The organism is Actinomadura sp. NPDC047616 (assembly GCF_040642915.1).
GTDB classification, from domain to species: Bacteria; Actinomycetota; Actinomycetes; order Streptosporangiales; family Streptosporangiaceae; genus Spirillospora; species Spirillospora miaoliensis.
Map to the genome: position 1 here is coordinate 143,157 of NZ_JBEYTB010000012.1, position 24,698 is coordinate 167,854.

Sequence of the window (24,698 nt, forward strand, 5' to 3'; positions counted from 1 at the left end):
CTGGCCGTGCGGGGCGGCGATGCCGCCCGCTGGCCGGGTCAGCTCTCCACGGAGATCGGCGGCAGCTCGCCGGTGCGCTCGTAGTCGCTCATCATCCGGATCCGGCGGGTGTGCCGCTCCTCCTGCGAGTACGGCGTCTCCAGGAACAGGCGCACGAACCGGGTGGCCGTTTCCGGGTCGTGCTGGCGGGCGCCGATGCTGATCACGTTGGCGTCGTTGTGCTCGCGGGCGAGCCGGGCGGTGTCGTCGTTCCAGACCAGGGCCGCCCGCACGCCCTTGACCTTGTTGGCGGCCATCTGCTCGCCGTTGCCCGAGCCGCCGATGACGATGCCCAGCGTCCCCGGCTCCGCCGCGGTGCGCTCGGCGGCCCTCAGCACGAACGGCGGATAGTCGTCGACGGCGTCGTAGACGAACGCCCCGCAGTCGACGGGCTCGTGACCGTTGGCCGAAAGCCAGGCGACCAGGTGCTCCTTCAGCTCGAAGCCGGCGTGGTCGCATCCAAGAAACACGCGCATGGGCCCGATTCTCGCAGGCCCGCGCGGCACCGCGGACCCCGCCCCCGAGCAAGGTCGGCCGCCCCGGAGGGGACGACGGCGGGCTAGCGGGCGGGCGCCAGGCGGAAGCCCGGGTCGACCTGGGCCTCCAGGTCCTCGCCCACGGCGCGGTTGGCCCAGCTGCGGGCGTTCTTGACGTGGAACTCGACGGCCTGGCGCTGGTACTTGTCCCAGTCCTTGTCCCGGGCGTCGACGGCGGCGAGCATGCGGGCGAGGGCCCGCTCGTTGCCGACCTCCAGCGGCACGCCGTGGCGGCCCTGCTCCAGCGCGCGCACGGCGGCGGACTGGCCGAGCCAGGTGAGCAGGTCGTCGCCGACGTGCTCGCGCAGGTAGGCGACGTCGTCGTCGCCCTGCACCTTGTTGCCGACGACCGCGATGGCGACGTCATAGTCGCGGGCGTACTCGGTGTACTGGCGGTAGACGCCCACGCCCTTGCGGGTGGGCTCGGCGACCAGGAACATCAGGTCGAAGCGGGTGAACAGCCCGGAGGCGAAGGTGTCGGCGCCCGCGGTCATGTCGACGACCACGTACTCGCCGGGCCCGTCGACCAGGTGGTTGAGGTAGAGCTCGACCGCCCCGGTCTTGGAGTGGTAGCACGCCACGCCGAGATCGTCGTCGTTGAACGGCCCGGTGGCCAGCAGCGTGACGCCGTCGACGTCCTCGCCCAGCGCGTGGATCGGGTCGTCGCCGCGCAGCCGCAGCAGCCGTGAGCCGGCGCCGGGCGGGGTCGTCTTGACCATCGCCGCCGCCGAGGAGATCCGCGGGTTGGCGCCCCGCAGGTACTCCTTGATCCGCGGCAGGTGGTCGCCCATCGCCGGGATCTTGGCCGCCCGGCCCTCGTCCAGGCCCAGCGCCACGCCCAGGTGCTGGTTGATGTCGGCGTCGACGGCCACCACGGGCAGTCCGCGGTCGGCCAGGAACCGCACGAACAGCGAGGACAGGGTGGTCTTGCCGCTGCCGCCCTTGCCGACGAAGGCTACCTTCACGAAAACCCCCGAATCGGAATGAAAACCGTTGCCACTTTCAGGTGACACCGAGTCTACGACGCGTCGCCGTGCGTTCAAGCGGAAAACGCCGAAATGGACCGCCGGCGCGCGGCGGCGGTCCGTGGGGCGGGCGTCCCGGGGGGGGCGTCAGCGGGGAATGGCGGCGGGATCGAACCCGAACGGCAGTTCCAGGCGGTGGGCGGCCAGCAGGCCCGCGTCGGACAGCAGGTCCGGGGTGGGGCCGTCGGCGGCGATGATCCCGCCGGACAGGATCAGCGAACGCGGGCACAGCTCGGCCGCGTACGGAAGGTCGTGGGTGACCATCAGCACCGTCACGTCCAGCGACAGCAGGATCTCCGCCAGCTCGCGGCGGCTCGCCGGGTCGAGGTTGGAGGACGGCTCGTCCAGCACCAGGATCTCCGGCTCCATCGCCAGGACGGTCGCCACCGCGACCCGGCGGCGCTGCCCGAACGACAGGTGCTGCGGCGGCCGGTCGGCGGCCGCCAGCATGCCGACGCGTTCCAGCGCGTCCCGGACGCGGCGGTCCAGCTCGTCGCCGCGCAGGCCCATGTTGGCGGGGCCGAACGCCACGTCCTCGCGGACGGTCGGCATGAACAGCTGGTCGTCGGGGTCCTGGAAGACGATGCCGACCCGGCGGCGGACCTCCCGCAGCGTCCGTTTGTCCTTGGCGTCCACCTCCAGGCCCGCGACGCGCACCGACCCCAGGCCGCCGTGCAGGATCCCGTTGAGGTGCAGGACGAGCGTGGTCTTGCCCGCGCCGTTGGGGCCCAGCAGGGCCACGCGTTCGCCGCGCCGGATGGTGACGTCGACGCCGTAGAGGGCCTGCGTGCCGTCGGGGTAGGCGTACGCCAGGCCCCGTACCTCCAGCGAGGGGGGCGCCGCGTCGTCCTGCTCAGCGGCGGGATCCGTCGCCGCCGTCCGCTCGTCCGAGGTGGTCATGGAACGCTCCGAGGTCATGGGGTGATCCAGGCGGCCGTGGCGATCAGGGCGGCGGCGACCGGCAGCGCGGCGGCGGCCGTCCACTGGACGGCGGTGGCGCCGACGTCCTGCGGCGCCGGCATGCGGCCGTCGTAGCCGCGGCTGACCATGGCCAGGTGGACGCGTTCCCCGCGCTCGTACGACCGCAGGAACAGCGCCCCCAGGGACCGCGCCAGCACGCCCGCGTCCCGCAGGTCGCGCGCCTCGAATCCGCGGGAGGCCCGCGCGATCCGCATCCGGCGCAGCTCCCCCGTGACCACGTCGGCGTACCGCAGCATGAACGCGGCGATCTGGACGATCAGTTGCGGCATGCGCAGCCGCTCGACGCCGAGCAGCAGCAGGCGCGGTTCGGTGGTGGCGGCCAGCAGGATGGACGCGACCACCCCGAGGGTGCCCTTGGCGAGGATGTTCCAGGCGCCCCACAGCCCCGCCTCGCTCACCGAGAGCCCGAGCCAGGAGATCCGCTCCCCGCTCGCCACGAACGGCATGAGCAGGGCGAACGCCACGAACGGCAACTCGATCAGGGTCCGCCGCAGCACCAGCCCGTACGGCACCCGCGCCACCGCCGCGACCGCCGCCAGCAGCAGCGCGTACCCGGCGAACGCCCAGATCCGCTCGCGCGGCGTGGCGACCACGGCCAGCACGAAGACCAGCACCGCCACGAGCTTGCACTGCGGCGGCAGCCGGTGCACGGGCGAGGCCCCGGGCAGGTAGAGGCGGTGCGCGTGGCCGGCGCCCATCTAGGCGTCCGCGTCCGCGTGGGCCCGGCGGCGCCGCACCGCCCAGAACAGCCCGCCGGACACGACCAGCACGGCGCCCACGCCGATCACCCCGGCCAGCCCGCCCGACAGCCGGGCGTTGTCCACGCCCTTGACGCCGTAGTCGCCCAGCGGGGAGTCCTTGAGCGCGTGGTCCTTCTCCCCCGCGTCGAAGCCCTTGTCGGCGGCGACCTTCTCCAGGCCGTCGGGCTGGCTGCTGGCGTAGTAGCTGACACCCCCGGCCAGCACGAGCGACACCAGCAGGGCGACGACGAAGAAACGCTTGGTGGTCATGATCTCCCCGCCTCTCAGGCTCCGGCGCCCGACGCGGCGCGCGTGCGCAGTTCCGGCCTGCGCAGCAGGCCGCGCGCCCCGTACACCAGGTCCGGACGGACCGCCAGCACGCTGGACACGGTCAGCGAGGTGATCAGCGCCTCGCCGATGCCGATGAGCACGTGCACGCCGACCATGGCGCCCGCGACCGTGCCGAGCGGCACCTCGGTGGTGCCGCCGAGCGCGTAGACCAGGGTGAACGCGGCGGCCGAGGCGGGCACCGAGACCAGCGCGGACCCGAACGCGGCGCCGGTCACCGCCGGACGGGTGGCGGGCAGCACCCGCAGCAGCAGCCGGAACGTGCCGTACCCGACGACGACCGTGACCAGCCCCATGATCGTGATGTTGACGCCGAGCGCGCTGAGCCCGCCGTCGGCGAACAGCAGCGCCTGCATCCCCAGCACCACCGCCATGCACAGCACCGCCGTGTAGGGGCCGGCCAGTATCGCCGCCAGCGTCCCGCCGAGCAGATGCCCGCTGGTGCCCGAGGCGACCGGGAAGTTGAGCATCTGCGCGGCGAACACGAAGGCGGCCGTCAGCCCGGCCAGCGGCGCGGTGCGGTCGTCCAGCTCACGCCGGGCGCCGCGCAGCGCCACCGCCACCCCGCCGACGGCCACCACTCCCGCCGCCACGGACACCGGGGCGTTGATGAACCCGTCCGGTACGTGCATGTCACCACCTACCTGTACGAATCAGCAGGAACAGTGTGATGCACGTTCCTGGTAGCTGCAAGATGCTTGCAATTACCTGGGCGCCGCCGGTGAGTGACGGGTGACGGCGGCCGCGGCGTGCGCTCAGTCGAAGATCGGGTCCCGGGTCCGGGTGCGCTTCAACTCGAAGAAGCCGTCGACGGAGGCGGCGAGGCGCACCCCGTCCCACAGCCTGACGGCGTCCTCCCCGCGCGGAATCGGCGTGACGACCGGGCCGAAGAAGGCCGAGCCCTCGACCTCGATCACCGGTGTGCCGACCTCCTGGCCGACGCGGTCGATGCCGTCCTTGTGGGAGGCGCGCAGGGCCTCGTCGTACTCGGTGGACTCGGCCGCGGCCGCCAGGGCGGGGTCGAGGCCGGCCGCGGCCAGGGCCTCCTCCATCATCTCCCGGTCGAACTTGCGCCGATCGTGGTGGCGGCGCGTGCCCATCTCGGTGTAGAGACGGCCGAGGACCTCGCCGCCGTACTTCTGCTCGGCGGCGATGCACACGCGCACCGGGCCCCAGGCGTCCTTCAGCATCCGCCGGTAGTCGTCGGGGATGTCCTTGTCCTCGTTGAGCACGGACAGGCTCATCACGTGCCAGCGCGGCTCGATCGGGCGGTGCTTCGCCACCTCCAGCACCCAGCGGGACGTGATCCACGCCCACGGGCACAGCGGGTCGAACCAGAAGTCGACCGGGGTACGGGCGGATTCCGACAAAGCGGGCCTCCTCTGCCTGCGAGGTTCAGGGGTCATTCGGGCCAACCCGGCGGCCCGTGCGGCCATTCCCCGGCGAACCCGGGGAAACCGATGACCGTGCTGCGGGGACCCGGGACCCGGCCGGTTGGTAGACATGGACTAACCACATACAAAGACGTCCAAGGAGTGCACGTGGCAGGCAACCTCACGCGCGATGAGGCGCGGGAACGGGCCCGGCTGCTCAGCGTCGACTCGTACACGGTCGAGCTGGACCTCACCAGGGATGAGCAGCGGTTCGGGTCCACCACCGTCATATCGTTCGGGTGCGCCGAGCCGGGCGCCTCGACCTTCGTCGACCTGCACGGCGCCGTCGTGCGGGAGGCGACGCTCAACGGACGGTCTCTCGACCCCGCGACGTACGACGCCGACAAGGGCCGGCTGCCGCTGCCGTCGCTGGCCGAGCGCAACGAGCTGCGCGTGGTGGCCGACTGCGCCTACTCGCGCTCGGGCGAGGGCCTGCACCGGTTCGTCGACCCGGTCGACCAGAGCGTGTACCTGTACACGCAGTTCGAGACGGCCGACGCGCACCGCATGTACACCTGCTTCGACCAGCCGGACCTGAAGGCGACCTTCGAGCTGACGGTGATCGCTCCGGAGGGCTGGCAGGTCATCACCAACGAGGCCCCCGACGGCCAGGAGGGCGGCCGCTGGCACTTCCCGCCGACGCCGCGCGTGTCGACCTACATCACCGCGCTGGTGGCGGGGCCGTACCACGTGGTGCGCGACGAGTACCGGCGCGAGGACGGCAGCGTGATCCCGCTGGGGGTGTTCTGCCGGGCGTCGCTGGCCGAGCACCTGGACGCGGACGCGATCATCGACGTCACCCGGCAGGGCTTCGCCTTCTTCGAGAAGGTGTTCGACCAGCGGTACCCGTTCGCCAAGTACGACCAGCTGTTCGTGCCCGAGTTCAACGCCGGCGCCATGGAGAACGCGGGCTGCGTGACCTTCCTGGAGGACTACGTCTTCCGGTCGCGGGTGACCGACGCGGCCTACGAGCGGCGCGCCGAGACGATCCTGCACGAGATGGCCCACATGTGGTTCGGCGACCTGGTCACCATGCGCTGGTGGGACGACCTGTGGCTGAACGAGTCGTTCGCCACGTACATGAGCGTCCTGTGCCAGGCCGAGGCCACCAAGTGGACGGGGTCCTGGACGACGTTCGCCAACCTGATGAAGGCGTGGGCGTACCGGCAGGACCAGCTCCCGTCCACCCACCCGATCTCCGCCGACATCCCCGACATCCGCGCGGTGGAGGTCAACTTCGACGGGATCACCTACGCCAAGGGCGCCAGCGTCCTCAAGCAGCTCGTGGCGTACGTGGGGCGCGACAACTTCCTGGAGGGCGTGCGGCGCTACTTCCAGCGGCACGCGTGGGGCAACACCGTCCTGGGCGACCTGCTGGACGCCCTGGAGGAGACCTCGGGCCGCGACCTGAAGTCGTGGTCGAAGGAGTGGCTGGAGACGGCGGGGGTCAACACGCTGCGTCCGGTCTACGAGGTGGACGGCGAGGGCGACTTCACCGCGTTCAGCGTCCGGCAGGAGGCCAAGGCCGAGTACCCGACCCTGCGGTCGCACCGCGTGGCGATCGGCCTGTACGACCGCACACCCGACGGGATCGTCCGGCGCAGGCGGGTGGAGCTGGACGTGGTCGGCGACCGCACCGACGTGCCGGAGCTGGTCGGCGAGCGGCGGCCCGATCTGGTGCTGGTCAACGACGACGACCTCACCTACGCCAAGATCCGGCTGGACGAGACCTCGCAGCGCACGCTGATCGAGGCCATCGGGGAGATCAGGGACGGCCTGCCGCGGGCGCTGTGCTGGTCGGCGGCCTGGGACATGACCCGGGACGCCGAGATGGCCACCCGCGACTACGTCCGACTCGTCCTGTCGGGGATCCGCGGCGTGACGGACATCTCGGTGACGCAGACGCTGCTGCGGCAGGCGCGCACGGCGCTGCAGCAGTACGCCGGCCCGGCGTGGCGGCCGGAGGGGCGGCGGCTGATGGCCGACGCGCTGTACGACCTGGCCCGCGAGGCCGAGGCGGGCTCGGACTTCCAGCTCGCCTACATCCAGGCGTTCAGCGGCGTCGCCGAGACCGACGAGCACCTGGCGTTCGTCACCGGCCTGCTGGACGGCTCGCAGTCGCTGGAGGGCCTGACGGTCGACACCGACCTGCGCTGGGCGCTGCTGCGCCGCCTGGTGGTCACGGGCCGGGCGGGCGAGGCCGAGATCGACGCCGAGCTGAAGCGGGACCCGACCGCGGCGGGCGAGCGGAACGCCGCCGCCTGCCGGGCCGCGCTGCCGACCGCCGAGGCCAAGGCCGCCGCCTGGGAGCGGATCATCTCCGGGAAGCTGCCGAACGCGGTGTACCGGGCCACGCTGGGCGGTTTCGTCGAGCCGGACCAGGCCGAGCTGCTGCGCCCGTACGTGGACCGGTACTTCGCCGAGGTCGGCCGGATCTGGCAGGAGTGGAGCAGCGACATGGCGCAGACGTTCGCCGAGGTCGCCTACCCGTTCCTGATCATCGAGCAGGCGACGATCGACCGCACCGAGTCCTACATCGCCGAGCACCGGCCGCCCGCGGCGCTGGTGCGGCTGCTGTCGGAGGGCCGTGACGGCGTGGCCCGGGCCCTGCGCGCCCAGGCCAGGGACGCCGCCGCGTCCTGATCCTCAGGTGGACGCGGGCGTGGTCACGGCGGTGGTCACGCCCGCGTCCGCGTCGCGGCCCTGACCGGGGCCACGGCGGCGGCGACGCGCGGGTCGGCGGGCAGGTCGTCGAGCGGGACGGGACGGCCGTCGGCGCCGGCGAGGGGGACGCGCCAGTTGGGGTACTCGTCGCTGGTGCCGGGCTGGTTCTGGGTGCGGCGCTCGCCCACCGCGTCGGCGAGGGACACGCCGATGAGACGGGCCGGGGTGCGGGCCAGCAGGGCGTGCAGGGCGGCCGCCGCGGCCTCGTCGTGGTCGTGCGCGCCCCGGGCCACGGCGCTCAGCAGGGCGTCGGGCGGGTCGGCCAGCAGGCCCTCGGCGTGCAGGAGGGCCAGCCAGCCGGCCAGCAGCCGCCGGTGGTCGGCGGCCTCGTCGGCGGCGGGGCGGGTGAGCAGCCCGAGGCGGTCGCGCAGGGCGACGTGGTCGCCGTGCAGGAACCCGGTGATCGGCGGCATGTCGTGGGTGCCGACGGTGGCCAGCGACAGTTCCCGCCACTGCCCGGGGGGTTTGGGCCTGCCGGCGCGGTCGCGTTCGAACCACAGCAGGGACGTGCCCAGGACGCCGCGTTCGGCGAGGTCCTCGCGTACCTGGGGTTCGACGGTGCCCAGGTCCTCGCCGACGATGACGGCGTCGGCGCGGGCGGCCTCCCAGGTGAGGCAGGACAGCAGCGCGTTGCGGTCGTAACCGACGTACGTGCCGTCCGCGGGTGAGCCGCCTTCGGGCACCCACCACAGGCGCGACACCTGCATGGCGTGGTCGATGCGCAGCCCTCCCCCACGCCGCAGGGAGGCCGCCAGCATGTCCCTGTAGCGGGCGTACTCGGCCTGGGCGAGGCGCTGGGGGTGCCATGGGGGCTGGCCCCAGTCCTGGCCGCGCTGGTTGAACTCGTCGGGGGGCGCCCCCACGCTCATGCCCTCCGCGAAGACGTCCCGGTACACCCAGGCGTCCGCGCTGGAGTGGGTCACGCCCACCGCCAGGTCATGCATGATGCCGATGGGCATCCCTGAGGCGGTCGCGGTTCGCTGGACGGCGGTGAGCTGTTCGTCGAGCTGCCATTGGAGCCATGCGTGGAAGTCGACGCAGGGTGCCAGGCGTTCGGCTTCGCGTGCCACGGCGGGACTGTCGGCGTCCCGCAGGGCGGACGGCCAGCGGCGCCAGTCGTTGCCGTGCTCCTCGGCCAGGGCGCACCAGGTGGCGAACGCGGTCAGCGCCGTGCCCTCACGTTGGCGGAACGACTCGTAGGCCTGCTGCCTGGCCGGGGTGCGAGGGACGCGGTACAGGGTTTCCAGGGCTTGGCGTTTGGCCGTCCAGACCGCGTCGCGGTCGATGAGGCGTTCGTCTTGGCGCAGGGGGGCGGCCAGGGCGGCGATGCGCTCCCGGTCGTCCGCGGACAGTTCCCGATACTCGGGCACGTCCTCCACTCGCAGGTAGAGGGGGCTGGCGAAGCGGCGGCTCATCGGCGAATAGGGGGACGGGTTGATCGGCGGCGTGGGTTCGGTCGCGTGCAGGGGGTTGACCAGGACGAAGCCCGCGTCCAGCTCCCGGCCGCTCCAGGCCGCCAGTTGCGCCAGGTCGTGCAGGTCGCCCATCCCCCAGGACGCCCGGGACCGTACGGAGTAGAGCTGGGCGGTGAACCCCCACACCCGTTCGGGGGTCCGCAGCCGGTCTGGGGCGACGAGCAACGCGGCGTCCTGCTCATGCGAACCCCTGCGTGCGCGCACACGATGCCACCCCAGCGGCGTCTCAGACGGCAGTGCGTAGGCGAGGTGGCCTTCGGCCGTTGGGGACGCCGAGGGCGGCGTCAGGGTCGTGCCGTCGGCCAGTTCCACCGACACCTCGGTCTGCGAGGGCACGCGGATCTGGTCGGCGCCGGGTACGCGACGGCACGCCACGACGGGAGGCAGCAGCCGTTGACGCCGCTGTTCCTCCAGCCGTGCCAGCTCATCGCGTACCGCGCCGGGGGTGGAGGCGTCCACGCCCAAGGCGGCCAGCACCGCCACGAGGGTCTCCCGGGGAACGGGGGTTTCCCGTTCTCGCCAGTCCTTGTAGCTGCTGGCGACGCAGTGGGCCTGGGCCAGCCTGTGCAGTTGCTCGTCGACCGCGCGCTCGTTCACCTGCTCGTTCACCACAGGGGGGAACATGCCCCCTGGGCCGGGACGCAGTCAGGCGTTCCAGATGGGCGGCTTGCGGTCGATCCAGGGGCGGGCCTCCTCCAGCTGCGCCGACAGCGAGATGAGGGTGCCCTCGCCGCCCAGGCGCCCGGCGAGCATCACCCCGATGGGCAGGCCGTCGGCGTTCCAGTGCAGCGGCACGTTGACGGCGGGCTGCCCCGACACGTTGTACACGGCGCAGAACGGGGTGAACGCCTTCTGCCGCGCGAAGTTCTCCTCGGGCTCCTGGTCGTGGAAGTAACCCAGGGGACGGGGCGGCTGGGCCAGGGTCGGATGCAGGATCGCGTCGAACTCGTTCATCACGGGGAACGCCTGGCGCAGCGCCGACTGCAGCATGGCGTGCGCGTGGAACAGCTGGGGCGCGCCGGTGGCGTTGCCGCGTTCGCGCAGCCAGCGGGTCAGCGGCTGCAGCAGGTGCTCCTTGTCGGGCTCGACGGGCGTGAGGGTGGCCATGACGCTCCACAGCGTCTCGAAGATCGGCACCAGGTCGGCGCCGAGCACCCGGGGCAGCTCGACCACCTCGTGCCCCAGCTCCTCCAGCAGCGCCGACGCCTCCTCGTAGGCGGCCAGGCAGTCGGGGTGCACCTCGGTGCCGGGGACGGCCGGCTCGGCGCTGCGCGCGATGCGCAGCCGGCCCGGCGGGCGGCCGGCGTAGCCGAGGAAGGTCTCCCCCGCCGGCAGCGGCGGCGCCATGTACAGGTCGCCGGGCATGTGCCGGGCCATCGCGTCCAGCAGCGCGGCCGCGTCGCGGACGCTCCGGGCGATCGGCCCGTTGGTCGACAGCCCGAACAGGTCGGGGACGACCGGGCCCTGGGAGACGCGGCCCCGGGTCGGCTTGATGCCGAACAGGCCGCACACGCTGCTGGGGATGCGGATCGAGCCGCCGCCGTCGCTGCCCTGCGCGGCGGGGGCGAGGCCGGCGGCGACCGCCGCGGCGGCGCCGCCGCTGGAGCCGCCCGCGGACCGTTCCAGGTCCCACGGGGTGCGGGCGGGGGGCGCGACGGCACTTTCCGTATAGCAGGGCAGGCCGAATTCGGGTGTTGTGGTCTTGCCGAGAAGGACACATCCGGCCTGCCTCAGGAGTGTCACGACACTGTCGTCGGCAAACCCCACCAGATCGGAAAAAACCTGCGATCCCAGGGTGACCCGGACATCCTTCACCATGTTCAGGTCCTTGATCGGGATCGGCACCCCGTGCAGCGGCGGCAGCTCCTCGGGGCCCGCGACCTCCAGCACCTGCTTCTCGGCCGCCCGCGCCTGCTCGCGCACGTACTCGGCGTCCACCGTCACATAGGCGCCCACCTGGGCGTTCAGCCGCTCGATACGGTCCAGATAGTGGTCGGCCAGCTCCAGCGGGGACAGCTCGCGGGTCCGGATCGCCGCCGCCTGGCGCAGCACGGTGAGGTCATGGGGAAGTGTCACACCGTCGAACGGTAGACGGCGTGGCCGCCGGCATCAAAGATGACAAGGACGGCACGCCGCGAAGAGGGGGTGAAAGTTGTCCTACCCGAGTGACGCACCGGCGAATCGCCCTGAAGCGGCGACAAAAGTATTAACCCGGCATGACTAGTCGCGGAACGGCGACAATGATTACTCTGCGCACGGAGGATCATGCTTCCGACGCGAAGGGAATACGGAGCGTCACCTATGGCGATCATGGAGCGGGGCGACGACGGCCAGGAGGCGCGCGGCCGGCCCTCCCCGGAGCCCGACAAGAAGCCGGGCCGGCTGCCGCCGAGGCCCGAGACCTACGGTGAGCTGCTGAACGACCCCACGATCCGGCGCTGGGCGGTGCGCGCGGGCGTGGCGGTCGTGGTGGGCATCGTCTTCACGGTGGTGTTCGACCTGCGCATCGGGCTCACCGCCGCGATCCTGGCGGTCATCGCCGACGTCGTCCGCCGGGCCCGCACCTCGTCCAGCGTGGCGGCCTGGCAGAAGTCGTCGGCGGCCGAGCGCCGCACCGAGCGGCAGCTGCGCGCCCTGGAGAAGAAGGGCTACCTGGTGCTGCACGCCCGGGCGGTGCCGCGCGACACCGACGGCGTCAGCGACGGCCGCATCGACCACCTGGTCATCGGCCCGAGCGGCGTCTACGCCATCGACTCGGAGAAGTGGGACAAGCGGCTGCCCGTCCGGACCATGTCGCACCTCAAGCTGTTCCACGGCCCCTTCAACAAGAAGGACCGCCTGGACGAGGCGCGCTGGGAGGCCGAGCAGGCCAGCCGGATGCTGTCCGAACGGGTGGGCTTCGAGGTGCCCGTGCAGCCCTCGGTGGCCATCTACGGGCCGTCGATCCCGTGGAAGGTCATGCGGGTGCGCGACGTCGACGTCTACGCGGGCAACCAGGCGCGCGGCTACCTGCGCCGCCGCCCCAAGATCCTCACCGAGACCGACGTGCGGCGCATCTACAAGGTCGCCAGCGAGACGCTGCCGCCGATCTACCGCGAGGAGGAGGACGAGCGGCAGGAGACGGCCTGACCGGACACGTCCGGCCGGACGGCTCGGCCGCGGGCCCGCCGCCGGGCTCCGGCTCCGAGGGCGCCCCGATTCCAGGGGCGCCCTCGCCGTGTTCTCGTCCGTCCTCCTCGGCGCCCCTGGGCAGGCCCGCACACCAGCGGCGTTGATAGCATCGAGAGGCCGACCCCCCAGGGGACCTCTGCCGGGCCGGCGGGCCGCCTCCCCGAAGGGACGGGAGGCACGGACCCCCAGGCAGGGCGCGATCCGCCGCTGCGACGTAAGATCACCACCACAGAACGTCAGCACGCCGAGGAGCATCATGCCCCCGCTCAGGTCACGAACGGTCACCCACGGACGCAACATGGCGGGCGCCCGCGCGCTCCTGCGCGCCACCGGCGTGGCCAGGGAGGACTTCGGCAAACCGATCGTCGCGGTGGCCAACAGCTTCACCCAGTTCGTGCCCGGCCACGTCCATCTGCGCGAGGTCGGCGACATCGTCGCCGGCGCCGTCCGCGAGGCCGGGGGCGTGCCGCGCGAGTTCAACACGATCGCGGTGGACGACGGCATCGCCATGGGCCACGGCGGCATGCTGTACTCGCTGCCGTCCCGCGAGCTGATCGCCGACGCGGTCGAGTACATGGTCAACGCGCACTGCGCCGACGCGCTGATCTGCGTCTCCAACTGCGACAAGATCACCCCGGGGATGCTGATCGCGGCGATGCGGCTGAACATCCCCACCGTGTTCGTCTCCGGCGGGCCGATGGAGGCGGGCAAGCCGGTCGAGGGCGTCATGGGCGGCCACAAGCTCGACCTGATCGACCCGATGATCGCCTCCGCCGACTCCTCGGTCTCCGACGACGCGCTGGCCCGCATGGAGGAGAGCGCCTGCCCGACCTGCGGGTCGTGCTCGGGCATGTTCACCGCCAACTCCATGAACTGCCTCACCGAGGCGATCGGCCTGGCGCTGCCCGGCAACGGCACCGTCCTGGCCACCCACACCGAGCGCCGCCGCCTGTACGAGGACGCCGGGCGCACCGTCGTGGAGATCGCCCGCCGCTACTACGACGGCGACGACGACTCCGTCCTGCCCCGCAACATCGCCACGCGCGACGCGTTCGAGAACGCCATGGCCCTCGACATCGCCATGGGCGGGTCGACCAACACGATCCTGCACCTGCTGGCCGCCGCCCGCGAGGGGCGGGTCGACTTCGGCCTCAAGGAGATCGACGAGCTGTCGCGCCGGGTGCCGTGCCTGTGCAAGCTGGCCCCCGCGACCGCCAGGTACCACGTCGAGGACTGCCACCGCGCGGGCGGCATCCCCGCGCTGCTGGGCGAGCTCGACCGCGCCGGGCTGCTCAACCGCACCGTCCACAGCGTCCACTCGGCGTCGCTGACCGAGTTCCTGGCCCAGTGGGACATCCGCTCCCCCGACGTGCTGCCCGAGGCCGTGGAGATGTACCACGCCGCGCCCGGCGGCGAGCGCACCACCCGGGCCTCCGGCCAGAGCGCGCGCTGGGAGTCCCTCGACCTGGACCGCGCCGAGGGCTGCATCCGCGACGCCGAGCACCCCTACACCACCGACGGCGGACTGGCCGTCCTGTACGGCAACATCGCCCCCGACGGCGCGATCGTGAAGACCGCCGGGGTCGAGGAGGAGCTGTGGACCTTCTCCGGCCCGGCCGTGGTGTTCGAGAGCCAGGAGGACGCCGTCGAGGGCATCCTCGGCGACAAGGTCAAGCCCGGGGACGTGGTCGTCATCCGCTACGAGGGCCCCAAGGGCGGTCCCGGCATGCAGGAGATGCTCTACCCGACCAGCTTCCTCAAGGGACGCGGCCTCGGCAAGGCGTGCGCGCTGATCACCGACGGCCGGTTCTCCGGCGGCACCAGCGGCCTGTCCATCGGCCACGCCTCCCCCGAGGCCGCCGCGGGCGGCGACATCGCGCTGATCGAGGACGGCGACCGCGTCGTCATCGACATCCCGCGCCGCACGCTGGAGCTGGACGTCCCCGCCGAGGTGCTGGCCGCCCGCCGCGAGAAGCTGCTGGCCGACCTCGGCGGCTTCCGGCCCCGCGACCGCCGGCGCCCGGTCAGCGCCGCCCTCCAGGCGTACGCCGCCATGACCACCTCCGCCTCCACCGGCGCTGCCCGCGACATCACCCAGCTGGGCGGCAACTGACCGCTTCACCGCGCGGCGGCCCCGGGGCTCGGCCCCGGGGCCGCCGCGCGTCTTTCCCGCCCCCCGGTGCAGGGGCGCCGGACGGCAGTGCGGCGGCGATGCGTCGTGCCCGTCCGCGACAAAGTCCTGCCAGCGTCTCCCCGCGTCACGTGTGGCGAGGTGAACGCGCAGGTGATCTTCGGTAGAAGGGACTCGTTGACCAGCTGGTCTTCCACACAGGGGGGTGGGGCATGAACATGGTCATCGGGGGAGGCCGCGCGCCGACGCGCGCGGCTCTGGGCACCGTCGGAGCCGCCATGGCCGGCGCGTGGCTGACGGCGGGCCTGCCCGCGCGCGCCGAGGTGCGGTCGGTGCCGACGCGCCCGGCCGTCGCCGAGAGCAAGGTCGAGATCACCTACTCCGTGCCGCGGATCTCCACGGACGGGAACAAGGTCACCTGGCGGTGGCGGCTGCACAACCGCACCGGCCGCCCGGCGTACAGGGTCGTCGTCACGCACACCGTCAGGCCGGCGGTGCCGGTCAACTCGCCCGACCGGGCGTGCCGGAGGGGCGACGAGGGGACGGTGCGCTGCGCCTATCCGTCGCTGCGGGCGAAGCAGTCGCGTTCCGGCACGCTGGTGGCCCGGCTGCCGGAGGACCTGGAGGGCGGGGTGAACCTCGCCGGCCATGTCGACTGGCGCCGCACCACGCGGCCGAAGGACGATCCCGGCCAGCCCGCCGGACGGCCCACCCTGCCGACGGACGGCCAGTCCCAGCCGGAGACGCGGCCCGCATCGGCCCCGCAGGACGACCAGACGACGCCGCCTGGCCCGAGCACGCCGCGAGAGCACAAGCCGCCGAGGGACGAGACGTCCCCCCGAGGCAAGAAGCCCCCCCGAGGCAAGAAGCCCCCACGCGGCAAGGCCTCACCACGGGGCAAGGCGTCCGCGCACGGCAAGACGCCTCGGGGCAAGGCGAAGCCCCGCCACAAGGGCCGGCATGGCAAGCCCGCTCCGCACGCCCCGCGCGACAAGGCGGTCCCGCGCGACAAGGCCGCCGTGAGCAGCAAGGCGCCTCGCAGCAAGGCGGTTCCGCGCGGCAAGACCCAGCACGGCAAGCCCCAGCACGGCAAGAGGCCGCACGGCAAGGTGCCGCCCCGCCACAAGGGGCCGCGTGAGAAGGCGGATCCGCCCGCCAAGGTGCCGCCGCGCGACGCGGACAAGGGCAAGCCGCGCGCCCAGGTGGGCAGCATGCACTATCTGACCGTGCCGTACCGCGGCGACGTCCCCGCCGAGGACGCCTGAGACCGGGGGGCGGGGACCGGGACGTCCAGGAGCGGAGCGGCACGTTCCGCCCCGCCCTCCCGGACGCGCCGCCCCGTCCACGGGCGCGCGTCCATGGCGGCCCCCGGGGTCATCGCGATGATCCCGGGGGCCGCCGCGCGTTCAGTACGGCCAGTTTGCGGGGTATTAATGGGGTAGCGGACGACCTTCTCAGGCGCCACACTGATTTCGGGTCGGCCGTGGCGGTCGGCGAGCGCTGGTTCGGCCAGCTATGCCCCTGGGGAGGTCCTCATGGTGGGTGCGCAGGTGCCGGAGACAATACTCGGGCCTCGGTGCGAGGCGCGCGCGGGCGCGTCCACCGAGGCGGAAGAGATCTATGACCCTGCGAGGGCCGTCTGATGAGACAGGTCCTTCTCCTGAACGCGACGTACGAACCACTCACCACGCTTCCCCTCCGGCGGGCGGTCTGCCTCGTGCTCAGGGAGAAGGCCGTGGTCGTGCACAACGACTCCTCGGGGGCGGTGCTGCACTCGGCGACCATGTCGATCGAGGTCCCGTCGGTGATAAGGCTCCGCCGGTACGTGCGCATCCCGTTCCGCACCCGGGTTCCCCTGACCCGCGCCGCGCTGATGCGGCGCGACAACTACCGCTGCGCCTACTGCGGCCGCCGCGCCGAGACCATCGACCACGTCCTGCCGCGCAGCCGGGGCGGCAAGCACGTGTGGGAGAACTGCGTGGCCTCCTGCATGGCGTGCAACCATCGCAAGGCCGATCGGCTTCTGGAGGAACTCGGGTGGACGCTCAACGTCACGCCCGGTGTGCCACGCGGCGCCCACTGGAGGCTCATCGGCGTCATCCACGACGGCGACCCGCAGTGGGCGCCCTACGTCCCCGAATCGGCGGCCTGACCCTCCGGCCGGAGCGCCGTATCCTTGGGGGCGTGCCACGTTATGACTACCGCTGCCGCGCCTGCGGATCGACGTTCGAGGTGTCCCGGCCGATGAGCGAGGCGTCCGCGCCCGCCTCCTGCCCGTCCGGGCACGACGACACGGTGAAGCTGCTGTCCACGGTGGCCGTCACCGGGACGGGCCGCGCCGCCGCTCCCGCCCCGCGTCCGGCGGGCGGCGGAGGCGGCTGCTGCGGCGGAGGCTGCTGCTCCTGAGGCCGTCCTTGCCGCCCCCGCCGGGGCGCAGCCGATGATCTTCGCGGGCGGGGGCGCGATCGCCGTCCGCGGGCGCATACAGTGCGAACCATGAGCCGACCGCCGTACCCGTTCGCGCAGCGCCAGGACATCGTCGACATCCTCCACGGCCACCGGGTCGCCGACCCCTACCGCTGGCTGGAGGAGCGGGACGACGACACCGAACGGTGGATGGCGGCCCAGGAGGAGCTGTTCCACAAGGCCGTGGACGGGCTGCCCGGCCGTGACCGGCTGCGCCGGAGGCTCGGCGAGCTGCTGGGCGCCGGGAGCGTCGGCTCCCCGGTGTGGCGGGGCGAACGCCGCTTCTTCACCCGCCGGGACGGCGGGCAGGAGCACCCCGTCCTCTACACGGTGGACCCGGACGGCACCGAGCGCGCGCTCGTCGACCCCATGGCGATCGACCCCGAGGGCACCACGACGCTCGACTCCTGGATCCCCGACAAGGAGGGCCGGCGCCTGGCGTACAAGGTGTCGCAGGGCGGCGACGAGGAGTCCAGGCTGTACGTCATCGACGTCGCGACCGGCGAGCGCGTCGAGGGCCCGATCGACCGCACCCGGCACGCGTCGCTGACCTGGCTGCCCGGCGGCGAGGCGTACTACTACGTGCGGCGCCTGCCCGCCGACGCCGTCCCCGCCGGGGAGGACCAGTACCACCGCCGCGTCTACCTGCACCGCGTCGGCACCGACCCGGAGGCCGACGACGTGCTGATCTTCGGGGACGGCCTGGACAAGACCAACTACTACGGCGTCGGGCTCAGCCGGGACGGCCGGTGGCTGACCGTCACCGCGTCGCAGGGCACCGCCCCGCGCAACGACCTGTGGCTCGCCGACCTGGCCTCCTCCCCCGCCGAGCGGCCCGAGCTGAAGCCCGTGCAGGTCGGGGTGGACGCCTCGACCTGGCTGCACGTCGGCCGCGACGGGCGCGCCTACGTGTTCACCGACCGCGACGCGCCCCGGTCCCGGCTGTGCGTCACCGACCCGGCCGATCCCGCGTACGGGACCTGGCGGGACCTGGTTCCGCAGGACGACGAGGCGGTGCTGACCGACTACGCCATCCTCGACGGGCCCGAGCTCGGCGACCGGGCGGTCCTGCTGGCGGGCTGGACCCGCCACGCGATCAGCGAGATCACCGTGCACGACCTGGCCACCGGCGAGCGGATCGGCCGGGTCCCCGCCCCCGGGCTCGGCTCGATCGGCGCCATCATGGAGCGGCCGGACGGCGGCCACGAGGCGTGGTTCGGCTACACCGACAACGTCACGCCGTCGACGGTGCTGCGCTACGACGCCCGCACCGGCGAGACCACGACGTGGGCGACGGCGCCCGGCGCGGTGGACGTCCCGCCGATCGAAGCGCGGCAGGTGACCTACGAGTCCTACGACGGCACGCCGGTGCGGATGCTGGTGCTGGCCCGTCCCGGCGGCGGCGACCGGCCGCGGCCGACGATCCTTTACGGCTACGGCGGCTTCAACATCTCGCTCACCCCCGCCTACTCGGCGAGCATCCTGGCCTGGGTGGAGGCGGGCGGCGTGTACGCGATCGCCAACCTGCGCGGCGGCTCGGAGGAGGGCGAGCAGTGGCACCGCGCGGGCATGCGGGACCGCAAGCAGAACGTGTTCGACGACTTCCACGCCGCCGCCGAACGCCTGATCGCCGACGGCGTGACCGCCCCGGACCGGCTGGCGATCTCCGGCGGCTCCAACGGCGGGCTGCTGGTGGGCGCGGCGCTCACCCAGCGTCCCGACCTGTACCGGGCCGTGGTGTGCTCGGCGCCGCTGCTGGACATGGTGCGGTACGAGCGGTTCGGCCTGGGCGAGACCTGGAACGACGAGTACGGCTCGGCCTCGGTCCCCGAGGAGCTGGAGTGGCTGCTGTCGTACTCGCCGTACCACCACGTGCGCGAGGGCGTGGCGTACCCGGCGGTGCTGTTCACGGTGTTCGACGGCGACTCCCGCGTGGACCCGCTGCACGCCCGCAAGATGTGCGCGGCGCTGCAGCACGCCACGTCCCGTGACTTCGCCGACGCGCCGATCGTGCTGCGCAACGAGACGCAGGTCGGGCACGCGGCCCGCTCGGTCAGCCGGTCCGTGGAGCTGATGACCGACAACCTGTCGTTCCTGGCCGCCCACACCGGCCTGCCGCTGGACGGCGGGGCCTGAGCCGGGCGGTGCCCTGGGTCGCGTCGGGAGGCCCCGGGGTGACGACAGACGTTGACGAGTGATCCAATAAGAGGATGAGTTCGTTGACGGCGCACGGCCGGGACGCCCACGGGCGGCGGCCGGCCCCCCTGGAACGGATCGCGGGGCTGCTCAGGGAGCCCGCCGACGTGCCCGCCGAGCCGTCCGCGGGCTACCTCGACCTTCTCGGTCCGCAGGCCGGGCCGACCCCGACGCTCGCCCAGCGCGTGATGCAGTCGACGTTCCTGCCGCGGATCTACGAGCGGGTGTGGCGGCCGGTCGGCTTCAACATCGCCAAGGGCTGGCCGTTCGGCCCCGACACCGCCGAGGAGCACGCCCTGGCCCGCGACTGGCTGGGGCTCGGGCAGCCCGGCGACGCCGGGCCCGGGGCGACGGTGCTGGACGTGGCGTGCGGGCCGGGCAACGTGACCCGCGCGCTGGCCGCCGGCGTCGCCGAGGACGGCCTGGTGGTGGGGCTGGACGCGTCCCGCACCATGCTGGAGGAGGCCGTCGCGCACGCCGTCCCGGCCCCCGGCCGCGCCGCCATCGGCTACGTGCGCGGCAACGCCGTCGACCTGCCGTTCCGGGACGGCTGCTTCGACGCCGTCTGCTGCTTCGGCGCCCTGTACCTGTTCGACGACCCGTGGGCGGCCCTGGACGCCATGACGCGCGTCCTCAAACCGGGCGGGCGCCTGGTCGTCCTCACCTCACGCCGTCCGGACCTGCCGCTGGCCCAGACGGGCGGCGGGCTCGTCAGGGCGCTGGTGGGAGTGCGGATGTTCGGCGACCGGGAGATCACGCGGGCGCTGACCGACCGGGGCCTCACCGGTGTCAGGCAGCGCCGCTATCCGCTGATGCAGATGGTCGGGGCGCGCCTGGACGGTCCGGGAACCGGATGACCGGGCCGGGGCGTCCCGGCCCATGGCGGCTCAGCGCAGGCGTTTCTCCAGGTAGATGTTGACGATCCCGCCGATCACCTCGCGCCGGGTCTCCGTCCAGCCGAAGCGCCGGTACAGGCGCAGCGCCGGATCCTGCAGCTCGGTGGTGTCGGCGCGCAGCAACCGGTAGCCGTACTCGGCGGCCCGCTGCTCCAGCGCCCGGACGACGGCCGATCCGTATCCGCACCGCTGGACGTCCGGCCGCACCCGCAGCCGCACCATCTCGGCCACGCCCTGGGCCGCGCCCCGGGGCTCGGCGGTGGGCGGCAGGCCCACGCCGGACGCCCGCGCGTGGCCGTCCGGCACCAGGTCGGCGCGGCGCAGGCCGCCCATGGCGACGGTCTCCCCGTCCAGTTCCCCGACGAGGAACTCGCCGCCGTCGCGCAGGTAGATCTCCTCCATGCGGAAGAAGTCGTGGTCGTAGTAGACGCCGTCGCCGGGCCGCAGCCCCACCTGGGCCAGCCCTTCGCGGTGCAGGGCGAGCACCGTGGCGTGGTCGGTGCCACGGTAGCGCCGCAGCCGCAGCCGGCCGAGGCTCCATTCCGGCGGTTCGCCCCGGAGCCGCACCAGACTCCGCGGCGAACCGGCCCCCGATGCCTCGCCGGCTCGAATACGCGCCGTCGCCCCCTGCCCGTCGACGCCCGTGCCGGGCGCGCCGGCGCCGGGTGTCGGGGCGGTGCCTCCGTGTGCCACCGCCATGGCGCGGTCACACCTGCTCGGCCGGGGGGACGGCCGACGGGGCGTCCCCCGTGGTGGGGCTCTTGACCCACGGCGTCGTCAGGGCCTCGTAGAAGTCCTTCAGCTGCGGAATCTCGCCGTGCTTGTCGCGCACGGCGGCGCCGAGCTGGCGCGCGCGGTGCACCAGGATGTCGGAGCGGTGCTCGCCCGGCAGGTCGATGATGGCGGCCTGCCCCTCCTGCAGCGCCGCGTCCGGATGGCCCGCGTGCAACTTGCAGGTGGCCCGGTCGAGGCGGACCAGGGTCAGGTCCACGCGGTCGTTGGGCGAGTACAGGGTCAGCGCGCGGCTGAGCACCTCGTCGCCGTGCTTGTGGTCGCCCAGGTTGGTGAACGTGTCGCCCTCGTAGAAGGTCAGCTGCCGCTCGGTGAAGCCGAACACCAGGTCGCCGGTGCTGTCCTTGGACAGCTGGTCGAACACGGCGCGGCCGCGCACCAGGGCGCGGCGGGCGCTGGGGGCGGCGTCGCCGCGTCCGCGCAGGGCCAGCATGCCGAGGGCGCGCGCCTCCACGGCGGGCGCCATCGCGCCCGCCACGCTGGGCGTGCGTCCCGCCAGGTCCTGCGCCTTGCGCGCCAGGTGCAGGGCCTCGCGCGGGTCGCCGTAGTACATCGGCACCAGCGACTCGCGCACCGTCACCCAGGCCCGCAGCGCGCGGTCGCCGGTCTCGTCGGCGGCGGTGCGGGCGGTGCGGAAGAACGACCGCGCCAGCCGGTGGTCCCCCAGGTTGATCATGATGAGCCCGGACAGCCCGGACAGCTGGGCGGCGATCCGGCACAGCCGTTCCTGCAGTTCCACCGGCTGCCGCCGGTCGCACATGCGGCGCACCTCGCTGAAGTCCAGCAGCACGTCGCACAGCATCCGCAGCGACGGCGTGGCCTGGTACTGGCGGCCGTAGGCGAGCGTGGTCTCCTCCCACTGGTCGAGCATCGTCGGCGAGACCGTCGCGTTGACCAGGGTGTCGTCCATCTTGCGCCGGATGCCGTCCACCGCCCCGAGGAACTGGCCGTCCAGCGTCACGCCCGCCCCGGCCAGCAGCTGCAGAAGGGTTCTACGAAGCACGATGTCCTCCTCTCCCACATCGATGGGCGCGGGCCCGTCGGCGCGGTCCGGCCCCCGCGGATCGTTGACCGTTATCCAATGACGGTCGTCCAGTCGCGGAACGACCGCTCCTACGAGGGCGTCGGCCTCCCCGTCCGGCGCCGGCCCGGCCGCGGGAGCGGGACACCCGTCCGCGGAGGCGACGGCGGGGCGGACGGCGTGACCGCGACCGCAGATGCAGGGGCTCTGGTAGCCGAGGTCGTCGGGTTCCACCCGGTAGACGGCGCACAGGTAGTGCAGGTACTCGGGCCCGGGCCGCTTGTAGCCGCTCTCATAGGCCGACAGCAGCGTCTCCCCGAGCCGGGGCGGCGCCTTGCCGTCCAGTTCGTACAGGGCCCTGACCTGGGCGACGATGTCGGACAGCGAGACCCCGTGGGACAGCCGGTGCGCCTTGATCCGGCTGGTGCCGAACAGCGGCCCGCACTGGTCGTGGATTTCCCGCGCGATCTGTGCGGGCAAACGGCCGTGCGCGAGACCACGCGCGCGGATTTTGCGCGCTATGTCGGTTTCCTTGCGTGGGGGGTCCGACACGTTTCCCGCCTCCTCACGCGCAGCCCCAGGTGATCCGTAAGGACCGCCCCAAAGCCATGGCGACCGGCGTTGAAATGACCACGGGACATCACTTGTTGCGCACGCAGCGTAACCCCCGCACCGGGGCAGGCCAAGCCATTTCCCGGAAACGCGGGCGGAAGGGGTGTGGGGGGAGATCTGGAGGTAGAGATTCTTCCTCCGCCGGGGGATGTCCCTCGCCCTGAGGTAGGGCAATCCAGAACTTCGCGGGACAGCCGCCTCTTGACCGGCCACCGTGAGAGTTGCAATTCTCACGGCGGGCGACAGAACAGATCCGCAGAGTTCGATCACTTCGAGCACACGGGAATCGTTCGGACGGTCCTCGCAGCACGATCGACGGAGGGGGTGCCCGGGTGGTCAGCGACGAACGCGTCGGCTACCTCAGGGAGCTTGAACAGGAACTCGACACGCGCGGGCTGGTCGCCCGGGTGGTGCGCACCCGCTCGGGCCCGGTCTTCCTGCGGGTGGTCAACCCCGAGGCGGCCAGCCTGGCGGAGGACGTCACCTGCGCCCCCGCCCCCGAGTCGCCGGACCACTACTACTGGTGGTCCTGGGGCGAGCGCATGCACCGGGTGGACGACCCCTGCGGCGCCGCCGTCAAGCTGGAGCGCGTGCTGCAGCCGCTCACCGACGAGACGCGCGGCGAAACGCACGCCAAAACCGGCGACGAAACTTGCGCCCAGACCCGCGGCCAGGAGGGGCAGGGCCTCCGGGGTCGCGGTCCGGACCCGGCCGGGGAGTGGCCCAACCGCCACGCCTAGCCGGGCACGGCCTCGTGGGGCCGCGACCTGGCGCGGCGGCCGCGGACCCCACGAGGTTCCGGACATCCTTCCCTGAGCCTCTTACGGATCTTCACGTGCCCCTTCCGGTGCGCTCGCGACGCGCCCGGCGAGGCGCCCGGTGTGGCGCCTGGCGGGGCGCCCGGCGGGGGCACGGCGCCCGCTGACCCGCCGGTGAGGGCATGGTCGTCGAAGTATGAACGCCGGGCCGCGTCGCTTACGATCGTCGCGGACGCCTCGGGTCCGCAGTGCCGGCCCCCGGCGTCCACGGTGGTGACGCCGCGGATCCGCGGCGATGTCGACAACCGGCCGGGAGGGTCCGACACCTATGCCGCTCAGCCTCCACGCGTCCGTGCCCTGGGCTCAGGACGGCACGCCCGAGCAGGCGTGCCAGAGCCAGGACCCCAGCGTCGCCTGCCGGCTGGTATGGGGCGTCTCCCACAACGAGGGTTTCACCCGGTTCTTCAAGACGTGGCTGGACCGGCCCCTCTACCTGGTCCTCACGATCGTCCTCACGCTGGCGGTGGCGCTGCTGCTGCGCTCGATGGCGCACCGCATGATCACCCGCATCACGCTGCGGATGGCCGAGAGCACCATGTCGGAGAAGGTGCGCGAGCGGACCCGCACGGTGTTCGACGGGTCGCCGGTGCTGCTCAACCAGCGGCGGGCCCAGCGCGCCAAGACCGTCGGATCGGTGCTGCGCAGCATCGCCTCGATCGTGATCCTGGGCACCGCGCTGTTCAGCATCCTCGGGCAGATCGGCCTGAACCTCACCCCGGTGCTGGCCAGCGCCACCGTGATCGGCGCCGCGGTGGGCTTCGGCGCGCAGAACATCGTCAAGGACGTGCTGGCCGGGCTGTTCATGCTGCTGGAGGACCAGTTCGGCGTCGGCGACGTGATCGACGTGGGCAGCGCCAAGGGCACCGTCGAGGCCGTCACCCTGCGGGTCACCCGGATGCGGGACGTCAACGGGGTGGTGTGGTACGTCCCCAACGGCGAGATCAAGAAGGTCGGCAACGAGTCCCAGAACTGGGGCCGCGCCGTGCTGGACATCCCGGTCGACATCCACGAGAACACCGAGAAGGTCAGCGAGATCCTCAAGAACACCGCCGACGCGCTGGCCACCGACCCGGCCTGGGAGGACCTCGTCCTGGAGGAGCCGTCGGTGTGGGGCGTGCAGGCGCTCGCGGGCGACGCCATGGTCATCCGCGTGGTGCTCAAGACCGCCCCGGGGCGGCAGGGCGACGTCGCCCGTGAGCTGCGCGAACGCGTCAAGAAGGCGTTCGACGAGGCAGGCGTGTCCGTCGCCACCCCCGCCGCCCCCGCCTGATCGGGCGGCCGGTCCGGCTGCTGA

At 72.8% G+C, this 24,698-nt stretch carries 21 protein-coding genes; 10 read left to right on the forward strand and 11 right to left on the reverse strand.

What is annotated here, in order from left to right:
• Positions 1–38: 38 nt before the first annotated feature.
• The 7 genes from ABZ801_RS27215 to ABZ801_RS27245 all read right to left on the reverse strand — a co-directional run bounded on the left by ABZ801_RS27215 (position 39) and on the right by ABZ801_RS27245 (position 5,039).
• Positions 39–515 (reverse strand): ribose-5-phosphate isomerase, encoded by a 477-nt coding sequence (locus ABZ801_RS27215; RefSeq protein ID WP_344952634.1) that lies wholly within the window; start codon positions 513–515, stop codon positions 39–41.
• Positions 516–598: 83 nt separating this feature from the next.
• Positions 599–1,540: an ATP-binding protein gene (locus ABZ801_RS27220; protein WP_360702831.1), complete on the reverse strand. Its 942-nt coding sequence runs from the start codon at positions 1,538–1,540 to the stop codon at positions 599–601.
• Between the two features lie 147 nt (positions 1,541–1,687).
• On the reverse strand, positions 1,688–2,500 hold the full coding sequence (locus ABZ801_RS27225) for an ABC transporter ATP-binding protein (protein ID WP_360702834.1): 813 nt from the start codon (positions 2,498–2,500) through the stop codon (positions 1,688–1,690).
• A gap of 14 nt (positions 2,501–2,514) precedes the next feature.
• Positions 2,515–3,279 carry a cobalt ECF transporter T component CbiQ gene (gene cbiQ / locus ABZ801_RS27230; RefSeq protein WP_360702837.1) on the reverse strand — a complete coding sequence of 255 codons (765 nt, stop codon included), beginning with the start codon at positions 3,277–3,279 and terminating at the stop codon, positions 2,515–2,517.
• On the reverse strand, positions 3,280–3,591 hold the full coding sequence (locus ABZ801_RS27235) for a PDGLE domain-containing protein (protein WP_360702840.1): 312 nt from the start codon (positions 3,589–3,591) through the stop codon (positions 3,280–3,282).
• Between the two features lie 14 nt (positions 3,592–3,605).
• Entirely contained in the window at positions 3,606–4,301 is a 696-nt protein-coding gene (locus tag ABZ801_RS27240; RefSeq protein ID WP_360702843.1) for an energy-coupling factor ABC transporter permease, read from the reverse strand.
• Positions 4,302–4,424: 123 nt separating this feature from the next.
• The gene (locus tag ABZ801_RS27245) at positions 4,425–5,039 is read right to left on the reverse strand and encodes a disulfide bond formation protein DsbA (protein WP_360702846.1); all 615 of its coding nucleotides are present in this window, start codon (positions 5,037–5,039) and stop codon (positions 4,425–4,427) included.
• Between the two features lie 171 nt (positions 5,040–5,210).
• On the opposite strand from ABZ801_RS27245, the gene pepN reads away from it, so the two are divergent.
• On the forward strand, positions 5,211–7,745 hold the full coding sequence (gene pepN, locus ABZ801_RS27250) for an aminopeptidase N (protein WP_360702849.1): 2,535 nt from the start codon (positions 5,211–5,213) through the stop codon (positions 7,743–7,745).
• A 35-nt stretch (positions 7,746–7,780) separates the two neighbouring features.
• Here pepN and malQ read toward each other — a convergent pair whose 3' ends face one another.
• Both malQ and ABZ801_RS27260 read right to left on the reverse strand, forming a co-directional pair.
• Entirely contained in the window at positions 7,781–9,910 is a 2,130-nt protein-coding gene (gene malQ / locus ABZ801_RS27255; RefSeq protein ID WP_360702852.1) for a 4-alpha-glucanotransferase, read from the reverse strand.
• Between the two features lie 36 nt (positions 9,911–9,946).
• A complete protein-coding gene (locus ABZ801_RS27260) occupies positions 9,947–11,377 on the reverse strand; it encodes an amidase (RefSeq protein WP_360702855.1) in 1,431 nt (476 codons plus the stop codon).
• A gap of 225 nt (positions 11,378–11,602) precedes the next feature.
• On the opposite strand from ABZ801_RS27260, the gene ABZ801_RS27265 reads away from it, so the two are divergent.
• The 7 genes from ABZ801_RS27265 to ABZ801_RS27295 all read left to right on the forward strand — a co-directional run bounded on the left by ABZ801_RS27265 (position 11,603) and on the right by ABZ801_RS27295 (position 20,122).
• Positions 11,603–12,430 carry a nuclease-related domain-containing protein gene (locus ABZ801_RS27265; RefSeq protein ID WP_360702858.1) on the forward strand — a complete coding sequence of 276 codons (828 nt, stop codon included), beginning with the start codon at positions 11,603–11,605 and terminating at the stop codon, positions 12,428–12,430.
• 298 nt (positions 12,431–12,728) lie between these two features.
• Positions 12,729–14,585, forward strand: coding sequence for a dihydroxy-acid dehydratase (gene ilvD, locus ABZ801_RS27270; RefSeq protein ID WP_344952655.1), 1,857 nt, complete (start codon positions 12,729–12,731; stop codon positions 14,583–14,585).
• 230 nt (positions 14,586–14,815) lie between these two features.
• Positions 14,816–15,868 (forward strand): hypothetical protein, encoded by a 1,053-nt coding sequence (locus tag ABZ801_RS27275; RefSeq protein WP_360702861.1) that lies wholly within the window; start codon positions 14,816–14,818, stop codon positions 15,866–15,868.
• A gap of 377 nt (positions 15,869–16,245) precedes the next feature.
• Positions 16,246–16,755 carry an HNH endonuclease gene (locus tag ABZ801_RS27280; protein ID WP_344952659.1) on the forward strand — a complete coding sequence of 170 codons (510 nt, stop codon included), beginning with the start codon at positions 16,246–16,248 and terminating at the stop codon, positions 16,753–16,755.
• Positions 16,756–16,787: 32 nt separating this feature from the next.
• A complete protein-coding gene (locus tag ABZ801_RS27285) occupies positions 16,788–17,009 on the forward strand; it encodes a zinc ribbon domain-containing protein (protein WP_344952661.1) in 222 nt (73 codons plus the stop codon).
• Positions 17,010–17,099: 90 nt separating this feature from the next.
• On the forward strand, positions 17,100–19,205 hold the full coding sequence (locus ABZ801_RS27290) for a prolyl oligopeptidase family serine peptidase (protein WP_360702865.1): 2,106 nt from the start codon (positions 17,100–17,102) through the stop codon (positions 19,203–19,205).
• Between the two features lie 74 nt (positions 19,206–19,279).
• Complete coding sequence (locus ABZ801_RS27295) at positions 19,280–20,122, forward strand: methyltransferase domain-containing protein (protein ID WP_360702868.1); 843 nt, start codon at positions 19,280–19,282, stop codon at positions 20,120–20,122.
• A 30-nt stretch (positions 20,123–20,152) separates the two neighbouring features.
• Here ABZ801_RS27295 and ABZ801_RS27300 read toward each other — a convergent pair whose 3' ends face one another.
• Positions 20,153–20,728, reverse strand: a complete 576-nt coding sequence (locus ABZ801_RS27300; RefSeq protein ID WP_360702871.1) for a GNAT family N-acetyltransferase — start codon at positions 20,726–20,728, stop codon at positions 20,153–20,155.
• A 139-nt stretch (positions 20,729–20,867) separates the two neighbouring features.
• Complete coding sequence (locus ABZ801_RS27305; RefSeq protein ID WP_360702874.1) at positions 20,868–22,454, reverse strand: helix-turn-helix transcriptional regulator; 1,587 nt, start codon at positions 22,452–22,454, stop codon at positions 20,868–20,870.
• A gap of 464 nt (positions 22,455–22,918) precedes the next feature.
• Here ABZ801_RS27305 and ABZ801_RS27310 point away from each other — a divergent pair, with 464 nt between their 5' ends.
• Positions 22,919–23,326 (forward strand): hypothetical protein, encoded by a 408-nt coding sequence (locus tag ABZ801_RS27310; protein ID WP_344952670.1) that lies wholly within the window; start codon positions 22,919–22,921, stop codon positions 23,324–23,326.
• 370 nt (positions 23,327–23,696) lie between these two features.
• The gene (locus tag ABZ801_RS27315; RefSeq protein WP_344952672.1) at positions 23,697–24,674 is read left to right on the forward strand and encodes a mechanosensitive ion channel family protein; all 978 of its coding nucleotides are present in this window, start codon (positions 23,697–23,699) and stop codon (positions 24,672–24,674) included.
• Positions 24,675–24,698 lie beyond the last annotated feature (24 nt).